Annotated in this window: 16 protein-coding genes; 14 read left to right on the plus strand and 2 right to left on the minus strand. The window is 55.9% G+C overall.

From position 1 onward, the window contains the following. Positions 1 to 28 precede the first annotated feature (28 nt). From ACGY09_RS18885 to ACGY09_RS18905, 5 genes are all read left to right on the plus strand, one after another. Positions 29 to 532 (plus strand): GNAT family N-acetyltransferase, encoded by a 504-nt coding sequence (locus ACGY09_RS18885; RefSeq protein ID WP_397568964.1) that lies wholly within the window; start codon positions 29 to 31, stop codon positions 530 to 532. A 444-nt stretch (positions 533 to 976) separates the two neighbouring features. Continuing rightward, complete coding sequence (locus ACGY09_RS18890; protein WP_397568965.1) at positions 977 to 2,479, plus strand: ATPase domain-containing protein; 1,503 nt, start codon at positions 977 to 979, stop codon at positions 2,477 to 2,479. A gap of 21 nt (positions 2,480 to 2,500) precedes the next feature. After that, positions 2,501 to 4,105 carry an ATP-binding protein gene (locus tag ACGY09_RS18895; protein WP_397568966.1) on the plus strand — a complete coding sequence of 535 codons (1,605 nt, stop codon included), beginning with the start codon at positions 2,501 to 2,503 and terminating at the stop codon, positions 4,103 to 4,105. 289 nt (positions 4,106 to 4,394) lie between these two features. Continuing rightward, positions 4,395 to 5,480 (plus strand): Holliday junction branch migration DNA helicase RuvB, encoded by a 1,086-nt coding sequence (gene ruvB / locus ACGY09_RS18900; RefSeq protein ID WP_397568967.1) that lies wholly within the window; start codon positions 4,395 to 4,397, stop codon positions 5,478 to 5,480. A gap of 232 nt (positions 5,481 to 5,712) precedes the next feature. Then, the gene (locus tag ACGY09_RS18905) at positions 5,713 to 7,107 is read left to right on the plus strand and encodes an MBL fold metallo-hydrolase (RefSeq protein ID WP_397568968.1); all 1,395 of its coding nucleotides are present in this window, start codon (positions 5,713 to 5,715) and stop codon (positions 7,105 to 7,107) included. Positions 7,108 to 7,218: 111 nt separating this feature from the next. On the opposite strand, the gene ACGY09_RS18910 is transcribed toward ACGY09_RS18905, so the two are convergent. Further along, positions 7,219 to 7,557 carry a hypothetical protein gene (locus tag ACGY09_RS18910; protein WP_397568969.1) on the minus strand — a complete coding sequence of 113 codons (339 nt, stop codon included), beginning with the start codon at positions 7,555 to 7,557 and terminating at the stop codon, positions 7,219 to 7,221. Positions 7,558 to 7,992: 435 nt separating this feature from the next. On the opposite strand from ACGY09_RS18910, the gene ACGY09_RS18915 reads away from it, so the two are divergent. The 8 genes from ACGY09_RS18915 to ACGY09_RS18950 all read left to right on the plus strand — a co-directional run bounded on the left by ACGY09_RS18915 (position 7,993) and on the right by ACGY09_RS18950 (position 16,174). Next, positions 7,993 to 8,904, plus strand: coding sequence for an FAD-dependent oxidoreductase (locus ACGY09_RS18915; protein ID WP_397568970.1), 912 nt, complete (start codon positions 7,993 to 7,995; stop codon positions 8,902 to 8,904). A 460-nt stretch (positions 8,905 to 9,364) separates the two neighbouring features. After that, positions 9,365 to 10,744 carry a DUF1501 domain-containing protein gene (locus ACGY09_RS18920; protein WP_397568971.1) on the plus strand — a complete coding sequence of 460 codons (1,380 nt, stop codon included), beginning with the start codon at positions 9,365 to 9,367 and terminating at the stop codon, positions 10,742 to 10,744. Between the two features lie 137 nt (positions 10,745 to 10,881). Beyond that, a complete protein-coding gene (rpmF, locus tag ACGY09_RS18925; protein ID WP_373653407.1) occupies positions 10,882 to 11,061 on the plus strand; it encodes a 50S ribosomal protein L32 in 180 nt (59 codons plus the stop codon). Positions 11,062 to 11,067: 6 nt separating this feature from the next. After that, positions 11,068 to 12,075 (plus strand): phosphate acyltransferase PlsX, encoded by a 1,008-nt coding sequence (gene plsX / locus ACGY09_RS18930; protein ID WP_373653406.1) that lies wholly within the window; start codon positions 11,068 to 11,070, stop codon positions 12,073 to 12,075. 29 nt (positions 12,076 to 12,104) lie between these two features. Continuing rightward, positions 12,105 to 13,013 (plus strand): ACP S-malonyltransferase, encoded by a 909-nt coding sequence (gene fabD / locus ACGY09_RS18935; RefSeq protein WP_397568972.1) that lies wholly within the window; start codon positions 12,105 to 12,107, stop codon positions 13,011 to 13,013. 254 nt (positions 13,014 to 13,267) lie between these two features. Beyond that, the gene (gene acpP, locus ACGY09_RS18940) at positions 13,268 to 13,504 is read left to right on the plus strand and encodes an acyl carrier protein (RefSeq protein WP_373653404.1); all 237 of its coding nucleotides are present in this window, start codon (positions 13,268 to 13,270) and stop codon (positions 13,502 to 13,504) included. A 3-nt stretch (positions 13,505 to 13,507) separates the two neighbouring features. Continuing rightward, the gene (gene fabF / locus ACGY09_RS18945) at positions 13,508 to 14,749 is read left to right on the plus strand and encodes a beta-ketoacyl-ACP synthase II (protein ID WP_397568973.1); all 1,242 of its coding nucleotides are present in this window, start codon (positions 13,508 to 13,510) and stop codon (positions 14,747 to 14,749) included. A gap of 108 nt (positions 14,750 to 14,857) precedes the next feature. Further along, positions 14,858 to 16,174 carry a beta-ketoacyl-[acyl-carrier-protein] synthase family protein gene (locus tag ACGY09_RS18950; protein ID WP_397568974.1) on the plus strand — a complete coding sequence of 439 codons (1,317 nt, stop codon included), beginning with the start codon at positions 14,858 to 14,860 and terminating at the stop codon, positions 16,172 to 16,174. Between the two features lie 371 nt (positions 16,175 to 16,545). Here ACGY09_RS18950 and ACGY09_RS18955 read toward each other — a convergent pair whose 3' ends face one another. Further along, positions 16,546 to 17,988 (minus strand): tetratricopeptide repeat protein, encoded by a 1,443-nt coding sequence (locus ACGY09_RS18955; protein WP_373653401.1) that lies wholly within the window; start codon positions 17,986 to 17,988, stop codon positions 16,546 to 16,548. Positions 17,989 to 18,550: 562 nt separating this feature from the next. Here ACGY09_RS18955 and nusA point away from each other — a divergent pair. Beyond that, on the plus strand, positions 18,551 to 19,975 hold the full coding sequence (nusA, locus tag ACGY09_RS18960; protein ID WP_373653400.1) for a transcription termination factor NusA: 1,425 nt from the start codon (positions 18,551 to 18,553) through the stop codon (positions 19,973 to 19,975). The last annotated feature ends 110 nt before the right edge of the window (positions 19,976 to 20,085 follow it).

The raw sequence follows: 20,085 nt of genomic DNA on the forward strand, positions 1-20,085 counted from the left end.
TGCACTTACACGGGAATGGGCCAGATCGATGTTGAGCATACGTCCGGAAACCGTCGCAGATCGAACGAACATTGACGCACTGCATCTGGCAGGATTCCCCGGCCCCCAGGAGGCGCGACTGGTGAATCTGCTGCGAGCGAACGGGCGATTCATTACCTCACTTGTCGCAGAACTGGACGATACGATTGTGGGGCATGTCGCGTTCAGCCCGGTCCAGGTCGTTTCGGGCGAACGAGGAGCAGGCCTGGCTCCCGTTTGCGTGGCTGCGTCACATCGCAGACAAGGGATTGCTGCGGCATTGATTCAGTCCGGCCTGCGGGCGGTCCGGGGCGAGGGATACCAGTGGTGTGTGGTACTCGGTGAGCCACAGTACTACCGTAGATTTGGTTTTCAACCCGCACGCCAATTCGGTCTGTTCGATGACTATGGTGGGGGCGATGCCTTTCAGGTTCTGGAGTTCGCCGAGCATGCGGCACCGCGGGGCCAGGGACTGGTCCGGTATTCGACCGAGTTCGCGAGCCTGGAATCGTGAAGCCAGCGTGCAGCGCTGTGAGGGGTATCGTGCGCCTCAGCAGATCCCGCCTTTGACTGTGGACGGAACAGTGGACTGTTGAGTGGGCCACCATTTTTGACGACCAATAGTTTCTGGAATCGATCGGCCTAAAATTTGCTCCCACCTTCCGGAGCTATCAGGAACACTCTTCGGGCGATCGAATTTGATGACGCAGGAGAGTTCATTTTCGCTTGTTTCCAGCACTCAGAATAATTGATTGATCGCTTATCAACCACTGGAGTGGATCACCATCAAGAACCCGGCACGTCATGCGAAACTCTCGCCTGCAACCGGATTTCTCGTTTGTTGAGGAATTGTTGCAATTTCATCGCGGAAACACTTCAAGGGCCAGGGAACTGGTCGTGCTTGATGACTTGAAGTTCATTGGGCCACTTCAATTCGCATCGCGGCGGGATTAATCACATGACAAAAGAAAACCAAATCGAACGGGACACCCATCGTGATCGGGCGGCCACAGGTGTGAGTGGTCTGGATGATATTCTGATGGGGGGATTGATCCCTCACCGAATGTATCTCGTGGAAGGAGATCCGGGTGCTGGCAAGACGACCCTTGCTCTGCAGTTCCTGCGGTCAGGAATCGAGGCGGGCGAGAAATGCCTCTATATCTCGCTGTCAGAGACCAAGGATGAATTGTGTGCGGGGGCCGAGTCGCATGGATGGTCTCTTGATGGTATCGAAATCATTGAGCTAACGGCGGATGAGTCGGATCTGGAAAGCGATTCGCAAATTACAATGTACCTTTCGTCAGAGGTGGAGCTCGCGGAGACAACGAAACGAGTCCTGAACGCAGTCGAACGGGTCCAACCTTCGCGACTGGTGCTCGACTCTCTGTCCGAGGTACGGCTTTTAGCTCAGAGTCCCTTGAGGTACCGGCGGCAGATTCTCGCCCTCAAGCAGTTCTTCAGTGGTCGCAAATGTACCGTCGTGTTGCTCGATGACATGACAGGCGAAGCGGGGGATCTACAGTTGCATAGCATTGCTCATGGCGTCGTCTCGTTGCAACAGTTCACGCCTGCCTATGGCACTTCTCGGCGCCGTCTACAGGTGATGAAGTTTCGAGGCACAGACTTTCGCGGGGGCTATCATGACTACGTCATCCGCCAGGGGGGGCTGAAGGTCTTTCCGCGTCTGGTGGCGGCGGATCACTCCGAACCTTACCGGAAGGGACCAATTCAAAGTGGGGTCGCGGCACTGGACGACCTGTTGGGAGGCGGACCCGACCGCGGGACAAGTACGTTACTGGTCGGCCCGGCTGGATCCGGGAAGTCCAGTGTGGCCGTGCAGTATGCAGTCGCAGCAGCTAACCGAGGGGATCACGCTGCCATCTTTGCATTTGATGAAAGTCTGGCAACTCTCGAAACACGAACTTCGGCATTGGGAATTCAGTTGAAGCAGGGATTAAGTAAGGGAGAAGTTCGAGTCCAGCAGATCGATCCCACGGAAATGACACCCGGCGAATTCGTCTCCCTCGTTCGACATGCCGTTGAGGTTGACTCGGCTAGGATCGTGGTCATCGACAGCTTGAATGGATACTTGCATTCAATGCCTGAGGAGAAGTTTCTGACGCCTCAGCTACACGAACTACTGACTTATCTCGGACGACAAGGCGTGACTACGCTGATGATTGTCGCCCAGCATGGCATGATCGGGTCATGCATGCAGACTCCTGTGGACACGAGTTATCTCGCTGATTCCGTCGTCGCGTTTCGATTCTTCGAGTATGGGGGCCAGGTAAAAAAAGCAATCTCAGTGGTGAAGAAGCGAAGTGGAGCACACGAAGAGACGATTCGGGAGTTGAGATTTGACAGTAATGGGATTCACCTCAGCGAACCGCTCACTCATTTCCGTGGAATTTTGAATGGCGTCCCGATTGATACGAGCAGTCTAGACAAATCCAAGAGTTGAGTCGGGGAAAAGGAAACCAACGTGAGCAGTGACGAACTGAACTCCGGAGAACGGATCCTGTTTCTCCCCCCCACCCGTCGTGACCGTGAAGTCACGTGCGATCTTCTGGCGAAATCGGGAATGCACCCATTTCCATGTACTGACATGATTCACCTGGCAGAAGAAGTGAGAAGAGGTGCTGGTGCGGTCCTGCTGACGGAAAAAGTCCTAACTCAGCTCGGAATTAACGCTTTCCTCACCACGCTGAAACAGCAGCAGACCTGGTCAGACCTGCCCGTTGTCCTCATGCTCTTTCAGGGGACACCTTCACCAGCGGCCAGCAAATTTGTTGGCCAATTAACCAACGTCACTCTCATCGAACTGCCCGCTTCAACCTCCACTGTCGTCAGTTCAGTGCAGGCGGCGTTGCGCGCGCGCCGGCGGCAGTACCAGATTCAGCAGCTTCTTGAGAGCGAACAGGCTGCCAGGCGTGAGGGAGAACGCGCGAACCTGATCAAAGACGAGTTTCTCGCCACGCTCAGTCACGAACTGCGAACACCGCTGAACGCGATCTTCGGCTGGACTCAGCTTCTCAAGATGAAGCCCAACGATGCCAATCAGGTACGGGAAGCAGTGACTGTCATCGACCGGAATGTCCGGATGCAGACCCAACTGATTGAAGATCTGCTGGACATGAGCCGCATTATCTCTGGCAAGATCAACCTGGACATCATGCCGGTCGACATGGGAAATGTGATCGACGCGGCGATCGATGCCGTCCTTCCCGCTGCCAAGGCGAAGAAAATCCGTCTGCAACGGGTCGTCGAGGTCCCGTTACCCATCGTGTACGGCGACTTCAATCGGCTGCAACAAGTGATCTGGAATCTCGTCACGAATGCGGTCAAGTTCACTTCGATCGATGGGGTTGTGCACCTACGTTGTCAGCAGGTTGATTCGTGCGTTGAGGTCAGCGTCACGGATACCGGTGAAGGGATCGAGCCGGAATTTCTGCCTCACCTGTTCGAACGGTTCAGCCAGGCGGACGGGTCTACCACACGGCGGCACGGGGGGTTGGGGCTTGGACTTTCGATCGTCAAAAATCTCGTCGAGTTGCACGGGGGAACGATTCACGCGGCGAGCCCGGGGTTGGGGGCCGGTTCGACCTTCCTTGTCCGGCTTCCCGCGTCGTCGTCCTCGCCGCTCGACGAGCGGCAATCAGTTGCTGGGTGTGCGACGCCCCTGGCAAGGGCCGATGGAGAAGGGCTGTCGGGCTTGAAAATTCTGGTGGTCGACGACGAATTCGATGCTCGAGAGTTGATGAGGCGACTTCTTTCCGACCGTGGGGCGATCATGCTGACGTCGGCTTCGGCCGATGAAGGGAGACTCCAGCTCGCGACCTTCCGGCCTGATTTGATCATCAGCGACATCGGCATGCCGCATCGGGACGGGTATGAATTCATCAAAGCCTTGCGAAATGATGGCATCATGACTCCTGCCATCGCCTTGACCGCATTTGCCCGTGTCGAAGATCGAAGCCGCTCCATCGCCGCAGGCTTCCAGGCCCATCTGGCGAAACCCGTGGAACCGGCAGAGCTTCTCGCCACGATTTTGCGACTGATCAGCCCCAGCCAGATCGCCCACACTTGATCAAGCCAATTTCCGCTCTTCCTCTTTCTCGGCCTGTTCCGCCAGGTGGACTCCCCTGTCCGGCCAGGCACATTCACAACGTAGGGACTGGCGTGAACCGTCATTCATCGCGTAATTGACTGTCATCTGGACTAAACCGCAGTTACATTCACCAAGTGTTCCTCAGTGGCGGTTGCAGGTGCCGGCGCCCTGCCATCGGCCGGATGCCGTTGTTTCAGACTTGTTCTGATCGTCACGGTGAACCGATGCAAGTACGCATTTTTCAATTTGTGATGGATCGTGATCAAAGATGGCACGGAAGAAAATTATTGAAGGGGGCGGTGAGGATCCCGAACGAGTTTCCCATCCCGCTCCTCCCGGATTGTCAGGAGACTTCAATCCCGACGATGATAAGCTGGATGATGAGCTGCGACCGCAGAAACTGAATGATGTCGTGGGACAGAAGAAGGTTGTCGATCGGCTGAAAATCGTTCTCGATGCGACGCTGAAGCGCAAGGAAGCTCTCGGGCACATTCTGTTCGACGGGCCCCCGGGGCTGGGGAAGACGACACTGGCGATGACGCTCGCCCGCGAAATGGGGACTGAGTGCCAGATCACTTCGGGGCCCTCCCTGCAAGCGCCGAAGGACCTCCTGTCGTACCTGACGAACGCAAGCTATGGCTCGGTCCTGTTCATCGATGAGATTCATCGACTGCCTCCCGCCGTGGAAGAGTTCATTTATCCCGTCATGGAGGACTTCCGTGTCGATATTGTTCTGGGCGAAGGACTGAACGCACGCACGATTAATATGAAGCTCAAACCGTTCACGGTGATTGGCGCGACCACACGCAGTGGGATGCTGACAGCCCCCCTGCGAGACCGGTTTGTGCATCGCGAACACCTCGATTTCTACGATCTGGACGAACTCCAGGAGATCGTGTATCGGAACTCGAAAAAGTTGCGTACGGAAATCGTCGGGGATGCAGCCCGGTTAATCGCCGATCGAAGCCGAGGGACTCCGCGTAAAGCAAACAATCTGCTTCGATGGACGCGTGACTTCGCCACTGTCCGGGAACCAAACGGAAACATCACGCACGTCGCGGCGGAAAATGCCCTGGCGATGCTCGAAATTGATTCGGTCGGTCTGGAGGCGCAGGATCGGCGTTATCTGCAGACGCTCTGCACGGTTTTTACCGGGGGGCCAGCCGGGCTGTCGGCGATTGGACATACGATGAACGTCCCCGCCGATACGCTGGAAGATGAAGTGGAACCGTTCCTGCTACGAGTCGGCTTCATCCAGCGCACCCCGCGAGGTCGGATGATTACCGCAGCGGGACTCAATCATCTCGGGCTGAACCCACCGGGGGGAGAAGGAGCCCAGAAGCGGCTGTTCTAGTACCCTTTGCGGCGGGGATTGGAAGCGTAGAAAGGGCTCTGCTCTGCGGCGCATGAAAGTTGCTGTGCATTTCCTGAGGGGACTGGTACGGAAGTGTGTCCCCGTCCATTGCTGGTCATTCGTCAAGCTTCTGTCGGCCTGTCAATTACAATTGTCATTCCCAGCACTTACGAAGCGACCCGATGATGGAAGTTAAAGTTCATTCGTTCCGCGTTTCAATTTGGATGCTCACATGAAAATCACATTTCTCGGTGCGGCGGGTGAAGTGACAGGCAGTCAGCACTTGATTGAAACGGATCGCCTGCGAATTCTGCTCGACTGTGGCCTGTTTCAGGGACACCGTCTGGAAGCGCGCCGGAAGAACGAAAAATTTCATTGTGACCCCAAGAATCTGGACGGCGTGATTCTTTCGCACGCCCATGCTGACCACTGTGGTAATCTGCCGGGCCTCTACAAGGCGGGCTTTCGGGGACCGATCTTCTGCACCCCTGCGACGGCAGACGTGACCGACATCATGCTGCACGACAGTGCGCATATTCAGGAAGAAGATGCGCGATATCTGAACCGAAAGCATCCGCCCGACGCGCCGCGAATCCTGCCACTTTATAACGACGACCACGTGACGGAAGTCGTTAAACTGCTGGAGACAATTCCCTATGGCGAATGGCACGAGCTCTCAAAAGATCTCCGGCTGCGGTTTCAGGAAGCGGGTCACATCCTGGGTTCGGCCATCACCGAAATCGAAATTCGGGACAAGGGGGATTGGAAGCGGATTGTCTTCACTGGCGACCTCGGACGCCGCGGTACACCCCTGCTGCACAACCCGCAGCGTGTAGAAGGCTGCGATGTCCTGATCACCGAGTCCACTTACGGCAACCGCATTCATCCTCCGGAAGATGACATCAAGACGCAGCTCAAGGCGATTCTGAACCGAGCTGCCCGGCGGGGGGGGCGGGTGATCATTCCTGCATTCAGTCTCGGCCGAACGCAGACCTTCATCTACTTTCTGAATGAGCTGCACAACGCGGGGGAACTTCCGTCGATTCCCGTGTTTGTGGATAGTCCTCTGTCATACGAAATCACGTCCATCTATCGGAAGCATGCAAGCAGTCTGGACGCGGCTTTTCATCGTCGGCTGCAGTCCGATCGCGATCCATTCAGTTTTCCCGGACTGCGCTACATCGGTTCACAGTCTGAAAGTATGGGGCTGAATCAGCGCAAAGGTTCATTCGCTGTGATTTCTGCCAGCGGAATGTGCGAGGCCGGCCGGGTCGTCCACCATTTGCTGCACGGGTTGCAGGATCCCAATAACATTGTGCTGTTAATCGGGTACCAGGCGGAAAACACGCTGGGACGTCGTATTCAGGAGCGGATGCCGGTTGTCCGTGTTCTTGATCAAGACATTGAACTGCTGGCTGATGTCGAAGTCCTGCAGGGGTTGTCAGCTCATGCGGATGCGGAAGATTTCAAATGGTGGTTTGAAGGTCTCGGGGCCGTGCGGGGTGTCGGCCGCGCCTTCATTGTTCATGGCGAACAGGAATCCGCCGTCGCGCTCTCACAGCTACTGGATCACGTTTGTGATGAACCTCCGACGATCCCTCAGTTCGGTGAATCGTTTGAGGTTTGAGCTCATCGGTGTCACGTCACCAGCGACGCTCACTTCATCGCAGCATGTTCGACAAGCCCCGGCTCCGGGTTAACCAAGGCAGGGTAATGCCAGGACTGCGGACTGCCTGACTCAGAGAATGACAACATGCGTTGCGAGCAGCATGCCCAGGCTGCCAATGAACATGAGCAGTGCAACGAGCTTTCCCAAGTCAGCAAACGGAGCCAGTCTCTCGGTATTGGTCCAGAAATACCGGACGTGAATCAAGAGGGCAATCGAGATTAGCAGCAGAGCCAGCCAGGGGGCGTCCTTTCCCGAGAGTGCTAACCGATGAGCGGCACGACCTCCTGGAAAATCGTGTCGGTAGGCCAGCCGCAAGAATGCCGTCAACAGGAGCAGGATGGGAACGCAAATACCCCATCCCCACTTGTTCCAGTCATCGTTGGGGACATCGTCGTCGAAGTCGAACATGGCAGTGCCCCAGCACGCGTATCAACGGCACGGAAATGGCGCCCCCCAACTGGCTCGAGGAGCTAGCTGCACAGCATCCTGCTAACGGGCTCTACCCTGATTTGGATCAGCAGATCTTTTAAACAACCGATCTGAGTTCCCAAGATCGATTCGCCCGTCGTTCCCGTTCAATCTGTCCGGGGACGCGGCTGTTTCTAGCATCGCTGATATTACGGGAGACAAACCGAACAGCAGTATGCGAGTTCGTTGTGCAGTTACCTGACCCGAAACGTGGACGACTTCGCAGTCAGCCCAGAAAACGGGTGGCACAATCCCTGTAATCGGAGTCTTCGCCGGTAACCGGCAAACTTTTCGCAAGCGTGAAACTCTTTGTTCACGCGTAGGTTGTGGTTGGTCGATTTTCTCCATAGTACCCAAATTGACGCGGAGAAGGCCATGTTTTACGACTTGCTGGTAATTGGTGACGATCGCGAAGGCCTTGACCGTGCCGTGACGACAGCGGGCCTCGGTCACAGAGCCGCCATCGTTCTGGACCATGAGCAGCCCCCCTCGGCCGAGATTCTGGCGAAAGGGGCGGAACTGGAGGTCCAGCGGCGCCGTGGTGTGACCATGTGGGGGTGGCGCAGTGAGATCGAGCGACTGACCGATCAACTCCGTTCAGGCCAGGATTCTCTGCTGCGGGCCGCCGGAATCGACCAGTTTCCTGGAAGGGCCCGGTTCGTCGCGCCTACGTCTGTCGAAATTAGGGCGGGGCAGCAGAATCAGTTGGCGTCGGCGGCGCGGTTTGTGATTGCGTGTGGAACCGTCTCGCGCCAGCCCGCTTCATTCCAGATTGATGGCCGCCGAGTCGTCGTTGCGGAAACGCTCATGAAGCTGGATGAAATCCCGCGATCGGCTCTTGTTGTCGGAGCCGGGGTGACGGGACGAACTGCGGCCCTGACGCTCGCGCGCCTCGGGGTCGATGTGACCGTCGTCGACGAGCACATCAGTCTGTTCGATCTGTTTCAGATCTTCGACGATTCCTTCGATCTGTTTCAATCGATGCAGATCGCGTTTCGACTGGGTGAAGAAGTGATCGGAACAGAATTGATTGAGAACCGTCAGCCTGCGGTACGAACGGCGAGCGGTCGAATTCTCAGGGCGGACGTGATTGTGGTCTGCGTCGGCCGCGAGGGAAATACGCGAGGTCTGAATCTCGAAGCCGTCGACGTAGGCTTGGACGAACGGGGAAGGGTCTGGTGCGATTCTGCCGGTCAGACGTGGTCTCCTCATGTCGTGGCTGTCGGCGATGTCGTGGGGTTCTCTGGCCGCAGCTCTCAACGAAGTCGACTCGTCTCGGCCTCCTGACGAAGGGACTGAACTCGGCCCTGATCTGAAAAAGCGAATGATCGCGATCGACTGGTCGCGATCATTTCGCTTTAACCTGGCAGAGCCCCTCGTCGAGTTCGGTCTGCGGGGAGGTGACTTTCAATCCTGCAGAGTCTCCCGTTTGGCCTGGTGAAGGGAGAAGAAGCTGGTGAATGAGGTGTTCCTCCCGTGTTCCAGTCGCCGTGGTTTCTGTGGAATGGGTCAAGTGTGTACATGTCTTCAGTGCGCTGCGTGAGCAGCGAGGAAAGAGCATCGCCTGATCCGAGGTTGCAATGAAAAGGGGATAAGATGGGGCATGCCACGGAATGATGGAAATCCGCTCACCACTCCCGTGGCGAAAGATAATTGACCATCAGAGTCAGCGTCGATTAAGATCAAAGCCGACCGATATATTGCCAGCCCGCCCAAAATCCCTCCGCTGGAAGATGAAAGCCCACCCATGTTCAGACTGGATTCAGGTTCAACTCATCGTTATTGCGACGGAATGACTCGACGCAGTTTTGTTCAGTTGGGTGTGGCCGGAATGGCCTCGACGGGTCTCTCGCAGATCCTGCGAGCGAAAGAGGCTTCAGTTCAGCAGGGGATTCCTGGCAAGAAAACCAGTGTCATACTGTTATGGCTGGATGGTGGGCCGAGTCATCTGGATCTCTACGATCTCAAGCCCGAGGCTCCGGCTGAGTGCCGGGGGATCTGGAATCCCATCCGGACCAATGTCGAGGGAATCGAGATTGGCGAGCTGTTTCCGCTTCAGGCCAAGTGTGCCGACAAATTTTCCATTGTTCGTTCGCTCCATCATGGAACGGGCGATCACTTCACGGCTGGCCATTACATGTTGACCGGTCGGGGTGGGGTCAGCGGAGCGGATACACAAGGGAAATCGCCCTTCATTGGTTCAATCGCCACCAGGATGAGCGGAGCCCGCCAGCCGGGGATGCCAGCGTATGTCGCGGTCCCCTATGGGATGAGCATCGGATTGCGTCCCGGATACTTCGGAGCCAACTACGTCGGGGCCTCGCACAATCCCTTTGAAACCGACGGAGATCCGAATGCGGCGACGTTCGATGTCCAGAACCTGCAGATGCCGTCGGGAATGACGATCGACCGGCTGGATGATCGAGCATCGCTCGTTAAACATATCGACCGGTTAAGTCGGGCAGTTGAAACGCGTGGAATGATGGATTCCATGGACCGGTTCGACCGGCAGGCGATGGAACTGGTGACAGGGAGTGCCGCTCGCAAGGCATTTAATATCGGCCTGGAAGATGACCGCACCCGCGATCGTTATGGTCGACATAGCTGGGGTCAGAGCACTCTGCTGGCACGACGGTTGGTCGAAGCGGGGTCCACCTTTGTGACTGTCCACTTTGGCGGATGGGACCATCACTGGGACCTGAAGACGGGGATGGAAAATTATCTACCCATCGTGGATAAGCTGGTTTCGGCCCTGTTCGAAGACTTGTCGCAGCGAGGATTGCTGGACGACGTGCTCGTGGTGCTCTGTGGCGAGTTCAGCCGGACACCCCGCATGAACGACGGTGGAAACGGCGGTCCTCCGCTGAGCATGGGGAGCCCCGGCCGCGACCATTGGGGGAATGCCATGTTCTGCCTCCTCGGTGGAGGAGGTGTGAAGGGGGGCCGAATTATCGGCTCAACGAACAGACTCGGCGAAGTTCCACTGGACCGGCCTGTCACCCCGGCCGATATCCATCACACTATTTTCCATGTACTTGGGGTGGATCCGAATATGAATTTCCTCAATCACAGTGGCCGGCCAACGCCGGCGCTGGAGCCGGGAGCAGTGATCCAGGAATTGCTGTAAGGTCCTTCCTTGACCGTTATTTCCTGTTCGCGTACCATCTGCCTCTTCATTCGGTCGGGAGGGCCTGTCGCCATGTTGGATGACGGGTCTATTTCCACCGTTCTTTTTTTGCCTCGATCCGTTGGGAACAACTCAACATGGCCGCACCAAAGCGTCGTCAATCCAAAGGTCGTTCACGTCGTCGTCGAAGTCATGACGCGTTGACCCCGATTCAGCTGCACAACTGTCCAAAATGCCAATCGAAGATCCCTTCCCACGTCGTTTGTCCGACGTGTGGCGATTACATGGGGCGAACACTCGTCGAAATCGAGGAATAGTCCTCTATGCGGATTGCACTGGATGCGATGGGAGGGGACTACGGTTCACAGCCCAACATTGATGGAGCGATTGAGGCTCTTCGCGAAAATCCGGAACTTCAGGTGACGCTGGTCGGTGATCCGGGGGTACTCGGGTCGCTGGTGGCGGCTTCCGGTTTTGATGATCGTCGGCTGTCGATTCGTCCCGCCGATGGTTGGGTTGAAATGAGCGAAAAGCCTGTCGAGGCGTTGCGCAAAAAGCCTAACTGTTCGATCATCGTCTGCTGGCAATTGATGGCAACGCAGGCGGTGGATGCTGTCGTGAGCGCCGGTCATACCGGTGCTGTCGTCGCTGCCGGTTTGCGCACCCGACTGTTCCTCAAGGGAGTGAAACGGCCGGGGATTGCTGTTGCGCTTCCGACGACCAAGGGCAAGACGGTCCTGATGGATGTTGGGGCCAATCCGGGAGCCCGTCCAGAGCATCTTGTGCAGTACGGAACCATGGGTTCCATTTATGCCCGTGAAATGCTGGGTATCGAACGTCCGACCGTCGGGCTGATGAATATCGGCAGCGAAGACGGGAAGGGGACTGATGACGTCCGCGATTCGCTCGCTCTCTTCGCCAAAAGTCCCTTCCGTGATCGATTCGTCGGGAACGTCGAAGGCCGGGATCTCTATCAGGGAGGTGCCGACGTGGTGATCTGTGAGGGATTTGTCGGAAATGTTCTGCTTAAGGCCGCCGAAGGGATGGTCGATATGCTGATGAAGACTGTCTCTGCTGAAGTCCTGGTAGCTTTAGATCAGGAGAAGTCAAAAGCAGTTGAGGCCTTCGGTAAGCTGGGTAAGCGGTTTGAGTATCATGAAGCGGGTGGGGCGCCACTGATGGGGGTTGATGGAATCGCCATCATCTGCCACGGTTCCAGCAACTCTCGCTCGATTTATAACGCTTTGCGCGTCGCCACAACTCTCAAGAATCGCAGAATTAATGAGCAGATTGTGGACGAACTGTCGAGTTCGTCTGCTTTGGTCGATTGACGCAGAATCAGTCGAATGTCGAGGGAAATGTGGCAAAGATTGCGTTTCTGTTTCCGGGTCAGGGTGCCCAGCACGTCGGCATGGGGAAAACCATTGCTGAGCGATTCCCTCAGGCAAAATCGCTGTATGACCGTGCCGCGGATGTGCTTGGCTTTGATCTGGCGTCACTCTGCTTCGAAGGGCCGGCTGAACGGCTCGACACGACAGCCATCAGCCAGCCTGCGTTGTTCGTCAGCAGTTTAGCCGCACTGGAAATGCTGCGGGCCGAACAGCCTGACGTGGTCGAGAACTGTTCGATGGCGGCTGGCCTCAGTCTCGGCGAGTACACGGCACTTGTTTTCGCCGGTGTGATGTCATTCGAAGACGGTTTGCGAGTTGTCCAGGCACGTGGCGCAGCGATGCAGCAGGCGGCCGATGCAAATCCTTCCGGGATGGTCAGTGCCCTGTTGCTCAATACGGAACAGGTTGCCAAGGTTCGTGACGACGCATCATCCGCCGGTCAGATCTGGCTCGCCAATTTTCTTTGTCCTGGAAATACAGTGCTCTCAGGCGATAATCCGGCGTGTGCACGAGCTGCTGAGCTGATTGCCGAGGCGGGGGGAAGTGCCAAGCCGCTCGTCGTGGCCGGAGCGTTCCATACCCCGCTGATGGCCTCTGCCTGCGAGCGGCTCGAAAGCATTCTACAAGATATCAAGATTCAGCCGGGTCGCATTCCCGTTGTTTCGAACGTTGATGCGAAGGTCCACAGTGACCCGGATGAGCTGCGTCAGATTCTGATCAAGCAGGTGACTCAGCCTGTCTTGTGGGAAGAGTGTGTGCGTCAACTCCTCGCCTCAGGCTGTGATCAGTTCTTTGAAGTCGGGCCGGGGAAGGTTTTGAAGTCGCTGATGAAGCGGATCGATCGGAAAGTGGATTGCCAGTCGGTAAACGATAGTTGATGTGAGGGACGAGGAGGTTTCATGGGAGTGAATCAGAAGTGATTCCCCTGAACGGCAGGGATGGGCACTCGGTTGGTTCTAATTTGATTCCTCCGATATTTCTGTTGCCGTTTACATAACTCTTCAAACCCTGTATACCCTCGCAAATCAGCCAGATTGAACTATTTCCCTCTGCGGATTGACACTGCAAAATCCACCACGATCGCCGTGATGGTCAGTACAAGTTTCTAGATTCGACTCCAAAGGAGTGAGGCGTGGCGTCGTCGATTGAAGAGAAAGTGGTTGGAATCGTCAGTGAGCAACTGAATATTCCCAAAGAAGATATTAAGTTGAGCAGCGAACTTGTTGCCGATCTTAAAGCTGACTCGCTCGATTTGGTCGAACTCGTTATGGAGTTCGAGGACGAATTCGGTGTGCAGATCCCCGAATCTGATCAGGAAAAAATCAAATCAGTTGGTGATGCAGTGAAATACATCACGGAGAAGCAGTGACGGATGTTCAGACGCGTCGTCGTGACAGGAATGTCGGTGATCACCGCGCTGGGCTCAGAAGTCTCTGAGTTCTGGGACCGCTTGTGCGCAGGCGGAAGCGGGATCAGCCGACTGGGGCGATTTGATTGCTCCGACTTTAAGGTCAATTTCGGAGGCGAAGTCAAGGACTTTCGCCCCGATGAGCATTTTGACTCGAAGGAAGCCAAGCGACTGGATCGTTTCAGTCAGTTTGCGCTTGCGGCGGCTCAGAAAGCGATTCGACAGTCCGGAATTGACTTTCAGTCGGTAGCGGATCCCTATCGTTGCGGTGTCATCATCGGTAGCGGAATCGGAGGGTTGAACGAGATCGAAGAGCAGCATGCCAAGCTGTTCGATCGTGGTCCTTCTCGAGTCTCGCCGTTCATGATCCCGAAGCTCATGGTGAACGCCGCAACCGGGAATATTTCAGTCCAGTTCGGGCTGAAGGGTCCCAGTAGTGCGGTGGCCACAGCGTGTGCATCAGCAAGCAATGCCATCGGCGATGCGTTTCGCCTGATTCAGCATGACGTTGCTGATATTCTCGTTGCTGGCGGCAGCGAAGCGGCAATTACCCCGATGGGGCTGTCGGGATTCGCTCGCATGGGTGCCCTGTCGACTCGCAATGACGCTCCTGAGACGGCCAGCCGGCCGTTTGATCGAGATCGCGACGGCTTTGTCCTGTCAGAAGGGGCAGGAGTCGTTGTCCTCGAAGAACTGGAGCACGCGAAGAAGCGAGGCGCGACAATTTTCGGCGAAGTTCTCGGTTACGGGATGTCGTCGGATGGAACTCACATGACCGCTCCTGACCCGGAAGGGACAGGCGCCGCTCGGGCAATGAGTCTTTCACTCAAAGATTCTGGCCTCTCAGTGAGCGACATTGATTACATTAACGCTCACGGCACGAGTACCCCGCTCGGGGACAAGGCCGAGACGAATGCAATCAAGCGCGTGTTTGAGTCGGAAGCGAAGAGAATTTGCGTCTCGAGCACGAAAAGTCAGCTAGGTCACTTGCTGGGTGCTTCGGGCGGCGTTGAATTCGTTGTCGCTGTCCTGACTCTGATGCATGGGCTGATTCCTCCTACAATCAATCTTGAGAACCCCGATCCGGATTGCGATCTGGATTACGTTCCCAACAAGGCTCGGGAATTAGCTGTCAATCGAGTGATGTCGAACAGTTTTGGATTCGGTGGTCACAACGCCTGTCTGGTTGTTGGGCGAGTGAACTGACGGATGTTTGTCTGATGTTTTTATCGGTCTATGCTTCATCGTTCGCTGCGGCACTCGCCTGGGGCGAAGGAGGGGGGCAGACGGCCGGCCGCCAATGAGCACCAAATCGTGACCAAAAGTTCAGAGAGTCGGGAAGTTGTCATCACGGGCGTCGGTATCGTCAGCCCCATCGGCATTGGTGTGGACGAATTCTGGAAGAATTTGTCCACCGGTCAGTCGGGGATTCGACACGGCAAGTTGTTCCCGGGCTTTGCCGCTCCTGACGGGGTATGCGCCGAGGTGCTGGACTTCACCGATGAGTCCGCGCGCAAGGTGTATCTGAAGGAACAACGCAAGAATTTGAAGGCGATGTGCCGGGAAATTCAGCTCGGTGTTGCCTCCGCCTTGTTGGCGCTCCAGAACTCCGCTATTGATCTCAGTCAAATCAACCATGAGCGGCTCGGTGTCGAGTTCGGCGCCAACCTCATGCTCAGTCCTCCTGAAGTCCTCCTGGAAGGCTGCGAAGCCTGTTGCGAGGAAGGGACGACGAAATTCCAGCCCTCCGAATGGGGGCAGAAGGGTCTGACCAAGCTGGAGCCATTGTGGTTGCTCCGCTACTTGCCCAATATGCCGGCCTGCCATATCAGTATTTCGGCCGATGCGCGCGGTCCCAGTAACTCGCTGACACTCGATGACGCCTCGGGGAATACTGTCATCGGCGAAGCGATGCGGATTCTGCTTCGTGGTGCTGCGGATATGATGATTGTTGGCGTGACAGGTACGACGCTGCACCCGATCAAAACATTGCACCAGGCCCTGTGGGATGATCTGGCTCGGACTCCGGCAGAGCCCGAGCGTCGGGCTCGACCATTCGATCTGAATCGAGCGGGTCGTGTGGTGGCCGAAGGATCCTGTTCGTTTATTCTGGAAGATCGTGCACACGCCGAAGAGCGTGGCGCAAAGATCTGGGGTCGCGTTCTCGGAACGGGTTCCTCGTGTGTCACGAACACCAATCAAGAGGCGAATTATCGTCTCGCTTTGGCGAATGCGATGCGCGGGGCTTTGCGAGATGCGAATCTGACTCCCGATCAGATTGGGCATATCAATGCTCACGGTCTGGGGACGAAGGAAGTCGATATCGCGGAGGCCGCGGCAATACACGATGTCTTCGGAAGTGATTTAGGCCGCAACATTCCCGTGACGGCGATTAAGAGCTTCATCGGGAATTCCGGTGCAGGATCTGGTCTATTGGAATTGGCCGCCTCGGTGGTCAGTCTGACTCACGGAGTCATTCCTCAGACCCTGAACTATGAGACGCCGGATCCGGCTTGTCCGTTGAACATTGTCGTCGGCCAGCCACAACCCACTTCGAATAACGTGGTGTTGAGCATTAACGTCACCAAGATCGGTCAAGCCGCCGCCTCAATCGTGAAGGTGGGAGCATAAGCGCTGGCTGTTTTGGGGCTGGATGATCGGGGCCGCACTGGCGTTTCAGTAGCTGAAGGTCCTTGAGCGACTGCAACCCGACGTAGCGCGGAAGTCTGATTCATTGCCGCATGAAGCATGCGGATATCGTGATGCGAGCCCGCGCGGTTTCCGATTGAGACCGTATTCTTGAGGGTTCGTTGTCCCTTTGCGACAGCGAGGTTACCTGTCAGGCTTCCCGTTTTTCGTGGGCCCTGGACGGGGCCTTATTGGTGAGTGTCGATCTCTTCAAGCGGATCGAGTGGCGTTTACAGCGGGAATCTTCCCGACGCGAATAAAAAAAGCCCGGTTCCTGGGGGAACCGGGCTTCATCGATGTCGCTCCGCGGGGCATTATTTTCCGAAGCTCTGCAGGACGTACTGGGCTCCGCGATAGGCAGAGAGCTGTGTCGCCTTGGTTTGAATCACTTGTTTGTAGAACGCTGTCGCGTTGGTCTTGTCGTTCGCCTGCGATCGTCGTTCGGCGATGAAGAAGTAGGCTTCGCAGAGCTGTGCGTTCTTCATTTTGGCGTCGGTGGTCGTGGAAACGAAGTTGACCAGTTGCTGTTCTGAAAGCTTTCCGCTGAGGAACAGGACGAGAGCGTCGATCCAGTCGCGTTCTTTTTCTGCCTTGTCTTCGCTTTCCTTGGCAATCTGACCGACGGTGTCAGGTTTACCCGACAGGACAAGTGACCAGAGTAGCCAGGGGTTCAGGTAGCGCATGGCTCGCGGGTCGATCTGGATGGCTTCATCAAACGCCTTGACAGCACCAGCGTAGTTTTTGGAGAAGAAGTTGGCGAATCCCAGGTCGGCGTGAGCAACCGGGTTTTGGGGAGCCAGCTGGATTGCTTTGGTGTAGTCCTCGATAGCCCCGGTTGTGTTCCCGAGCGAAAGGCGGCATGTTCCTCGCAGGCTTGTGAAGAGCGGGTTATTGGGCTCGATCGTGATGGCTCGTGTGAAGTCTTTCTCGGCGTCGGCAAGGTTTCCTGCCGCCTGGTAAGTGTAACCACGATTCGTGTAGGCGACTGCGAAGTTCTTGTCGAGTTCGAGGGCTTTGTTGAAGTCCGCGAGCGCTTCCTGGGATTTCCCCTGCTGCTGGAGGAAGAGTCCCCGGTTGTTGTAGACGAGATGATTTTCGGGGAATGTCTCGACTGCGGCGGAGAACGCTTGAAGTGCTTTATCCGCTTGTCCAGAAACCACATAGGCTTCTGCGAGTCCTACGTGAGAGCCGAGATGTCCGGGGAATGCTTCAATCGCGGCCTGATAATCTTCGATGGCAGAATTCAGGTTTTTCAGGTGAATGTAGGCCGCCGCGCGCTGGTACAGGACGTTGGCGCGCTGTTCTGGCTTCAGGTTGGTTCGGTTGAGCACGTTTTTGGTGGCCACGTCGACCGCGACATTGGCGTGCTCTTTCTTATCCTCCATGTTTGCAAGAGCGATCATCCCATAGAGGTAGGGGAGGTAATAGTTAACTTCCGAACTGCCGCCGATCTTGAGTGATTCCCGGGCGTCCTGGATCCCCTCCCGTAGTTCGGCAACGTCTCGCTTCACAACACCCAGTTCGACTCGGGAACTGGCTCGCAGGTACATTGCGGCATGGTCTTTGGGGTTCTGGGCCAGGACCTTGCTGGTGAGTTCCTTGCATTTCGCAAAGTCGGCCTGCTGGTAGGCGGTTTCTGCTTCCGCTTTCATTTTTTCGTGTTCGGGGTTGGCCTGACCTGAGGCAATCGACCCAAAACAGAGCACGAACACAATCCAATGGCTACGAAACATGGCGAACTCCAAGTGTTTTGACATGCGACTCATCCTTGCATCCTGCAATTCAATCCGGAACGGATCATTACGTCAACATGTTATGCAGAAAGCATCGGGTCATTGATCGCCCCCATCCCAGCTTCAAGGGAGGATGCATCCAAGTTTCCACACTCGCTATAATTGCTTCATTCCGCAGCGGGTGGGGACAGGATCAGACAACATAACTCCTTGACACCGCGGCTAAGTCAGAGTATGTTGGCAGTTGCATGGAACGGACGTTCCTCTGCATGTCGGCAGACACTGGTTTTCAGTTTCAGGCGAAATGATGTGGAATGAGCGTCCATGAAGTGTGGTCCTGAGTCTCAGCTTCTGAGCGGAGTCATTGTCCATGTAGCCTGAAACAACGACAGGTTCCTGGTCGACACCGCGATACGCGGCCGATTTTCGGTTGTGTGCAGGTGTCATGGTCGAGTCCGGTCGGTGGATTCGGTCGCGAACGAAGTGGGACTTGTGCCCGCTTTTTTTGTTTTATGAGGTGGGATTTGGTGGCGGTTGCTTGTTGTCGTGGTCTTCGCCGCTCGGTATTGGTTTGAGAGGTAGAGAAATGAACGGCCCCGAACTCTTGCGAATCGTCGATTCGATTCACAGAGATAAGAGTATTGATAAGGAGATCGTGTTCGAAGGGATCGAGCAGGCTATTCTTTCGGCGGCGCGCAAGCACTACGGCGAAGAAGAGGCAATCGAGGTCCATGTCGATCGGTCTTCGGGGCACCCTACTGTCAAGACGAATGGTCAGGATGTCGACTCGGACGCGCTTGGCGAGTTGCTGGGACGAATTTCCGCCCAGACTGCCAAGCAGGTCATGATTCAAAAGATTCGCGAAGCAGAGCGTGATGCTCTGTTCGACGAATATGTCGATCAACGGAATCAGATTGTTACGGGAACTGTCGCCAAGATTGAGGGCGGGGCTTCCATCGTCAATCTCGGTAAGGTTGAAGGCCTGCTTCCCCGCGGAGAGCAGATTCCTGGCGAAGGATTTCGGGTTGGTGATCGGGTTCGGGCGATTGTGCTGGAGGTGCGCAAGTCCGGCAGTCGAGTAAAGATCATACTCTCGCGTACGCACGTTGAGTTTGTTCGTCGACTGTTCGAGCTTGAGATCCCGGAAGTCGCTGAACGGATTATCGAAGTTCGTTCGCTGGCACGCGAAGCCGGATATCGGTCGAAGGTTGCGGTCAGTTGCATTGACAACAATATCGATGCCGTCGGTGCCTGTGTTGGTGTTCGCGGGGCTCGAATCAAGAATATTACGGGTGAGTTGGGCGACGAGAAAATCGATATCGTTCGCTGGAATGACTCGTTGCAAGTGCTGGTGCCGAATGCGCTTCAGCCGGCTGAGGTTGAGGACGTCATCCTCTGCCCGATGCTGGGGCGGGTGATCGTGCTGGTGCGGGATGACCAACTGTCCCTTGCTATCGGGAAGCGAGGTCAGAATGTTCGCCTCGCCTCGAAGCTGGTGGGTTGGGATATCGAAGTCATGACGCAAGAGGAGCTTGATGAGCAGCTCGAACGTGCTGTTCAAGCTTTCTCGGAAACTCCAGGTGTAACGCCAGATTTGGCGGAAAGTCTTGTGGCGCAAGGTTTTCTCAGTTTTGACGACTTGTCTGTCATTGAGCCTGATCAATTGGCGGAAATGGGCAGTCTGACCGAGGAGCAGTGCGAAGAGATCGTGGAGTACGCGGAGAAAGAGAGTGAGCGGCTCGAGCAGGAGCAGCGTCAGCGACGGGCACAGGAAAAATCTCATTCTTCTTCCGGTTCACGCCACGATAATGACAAGGCAGACCAGGAACAGCGAAAGCAGCGAGCAGCCGAGAAGGCCGCTCCTGTTGCTGAACAGAATGAAGTGGTGCTGGCAGAGGTCAATGGTTCGGTAAGTGAACCCGATAGTAACGCTGGCGAGGAAAAAGGGAGTGGAGTTGCTGCAAATGACGCTCATGGGACTGGGAATGAGTCAAGTCCCTCGGTAGATTGAGTGCAAGCAGAAACTTGGGTCTCTTCGAATTCGAGTCTAACTTCAGATGAAACCCGCTCGCGGCTCTGATCTGAGGTGATTATTTAGAGTAGACGCCTCTTTTAGGGAAA

Origin of the sequence: Schlesneria sphaerica (genome assembly GCF_044336245.1) — a bacterium.
GTDB lineage: Bacteria > Planctomycetota > Planctomycetia > Planctomycetales > Planctomycetaceae > Schlesneria > Schlesneria sphaerica.

Bases quoted from the DNA above. Each gene is read 5' to 3' on its own strand.
- ACGY09_RS18920 (WP_397568971.1), top strand. From the start codon at position 9,365: ATGTTCAGACTGGATTCAGGTTCAACTCATCGTTATTGCGACGGAATG.
- ACGY09_RS18910 (WP_397568969.1), bottom strand. From the start codon at position 7,557: ATGTTCGACTTCGACGACGATGTCCCCAACGATGACTGGAACAAGTGG.
- fabF (WP_397568973.1), top strand. From the start codon at position 13,508: ATGTTCAGACGCGTCGTCGTGACAGGAATGTCGGTGATCACCGCGCTG.
- ACGY09_RS18955 (WP_373653401.1), bottom strand. From the start codon at position 17,988: ATGTCAAAACACTTGGAGTTCGCCATGTTTCGTAGCCATTGGATTGTG.
- plsX (WP_373653406.1), top strand. From the start codon at position 11,068: ATGCGGATTGCACTGGATGCGATGGGAGGGGACTACGGTTCACAGCCC.
- ACGY09_RS18885 (WP_397568964.1), top strand. From the start codon at position 29: ATGTTGAGCATACGTCCGGAAACCGTCGCAGATCGAACGAACATTGAC.
- ACGY09_RS18905 (WP_397568968.1), top strand. From the start codon at position 5,713: ATGAAAATCACATTTCTCGGTGCGGCGGGTGAAGTGACAGGCAGTCAG.
- ACGY09_RS18915 (WP_397568970.1), top strand. From the start codon at position 7,993: ATGTTTTACGACTTGCTGGTAATTGGTGACGATCGCGAAGGCCTTGAC.
- rpmF (WP_373653407.1), top strand. From the start codon at position 10,882: ATGGCCGCACCAAAGCGTCGTCAATCCAAAGGTCGTTCACGTCGTCGT.
- nusA (WP_373653400.1), top strand. From the start codon at position 18,551: ATGAACGGCCCCGAACTCTTGCGAATCGTCGATTCGATTCACAGAGAT.
- ACGY09_RS18890 (WP_397568965.1), top strand. From the start codon at position 977: ATGACAAAAGAAAACCAAATCGAACGGGACACCCATCGTGATCGGGCG.
- ruvB (WP_397568967.1), top strand. From the start codon at position 4,395: ATGGCACGGAAGAAAATTATTGAAGGGGGCGGTGAGGATCCCGAACGA.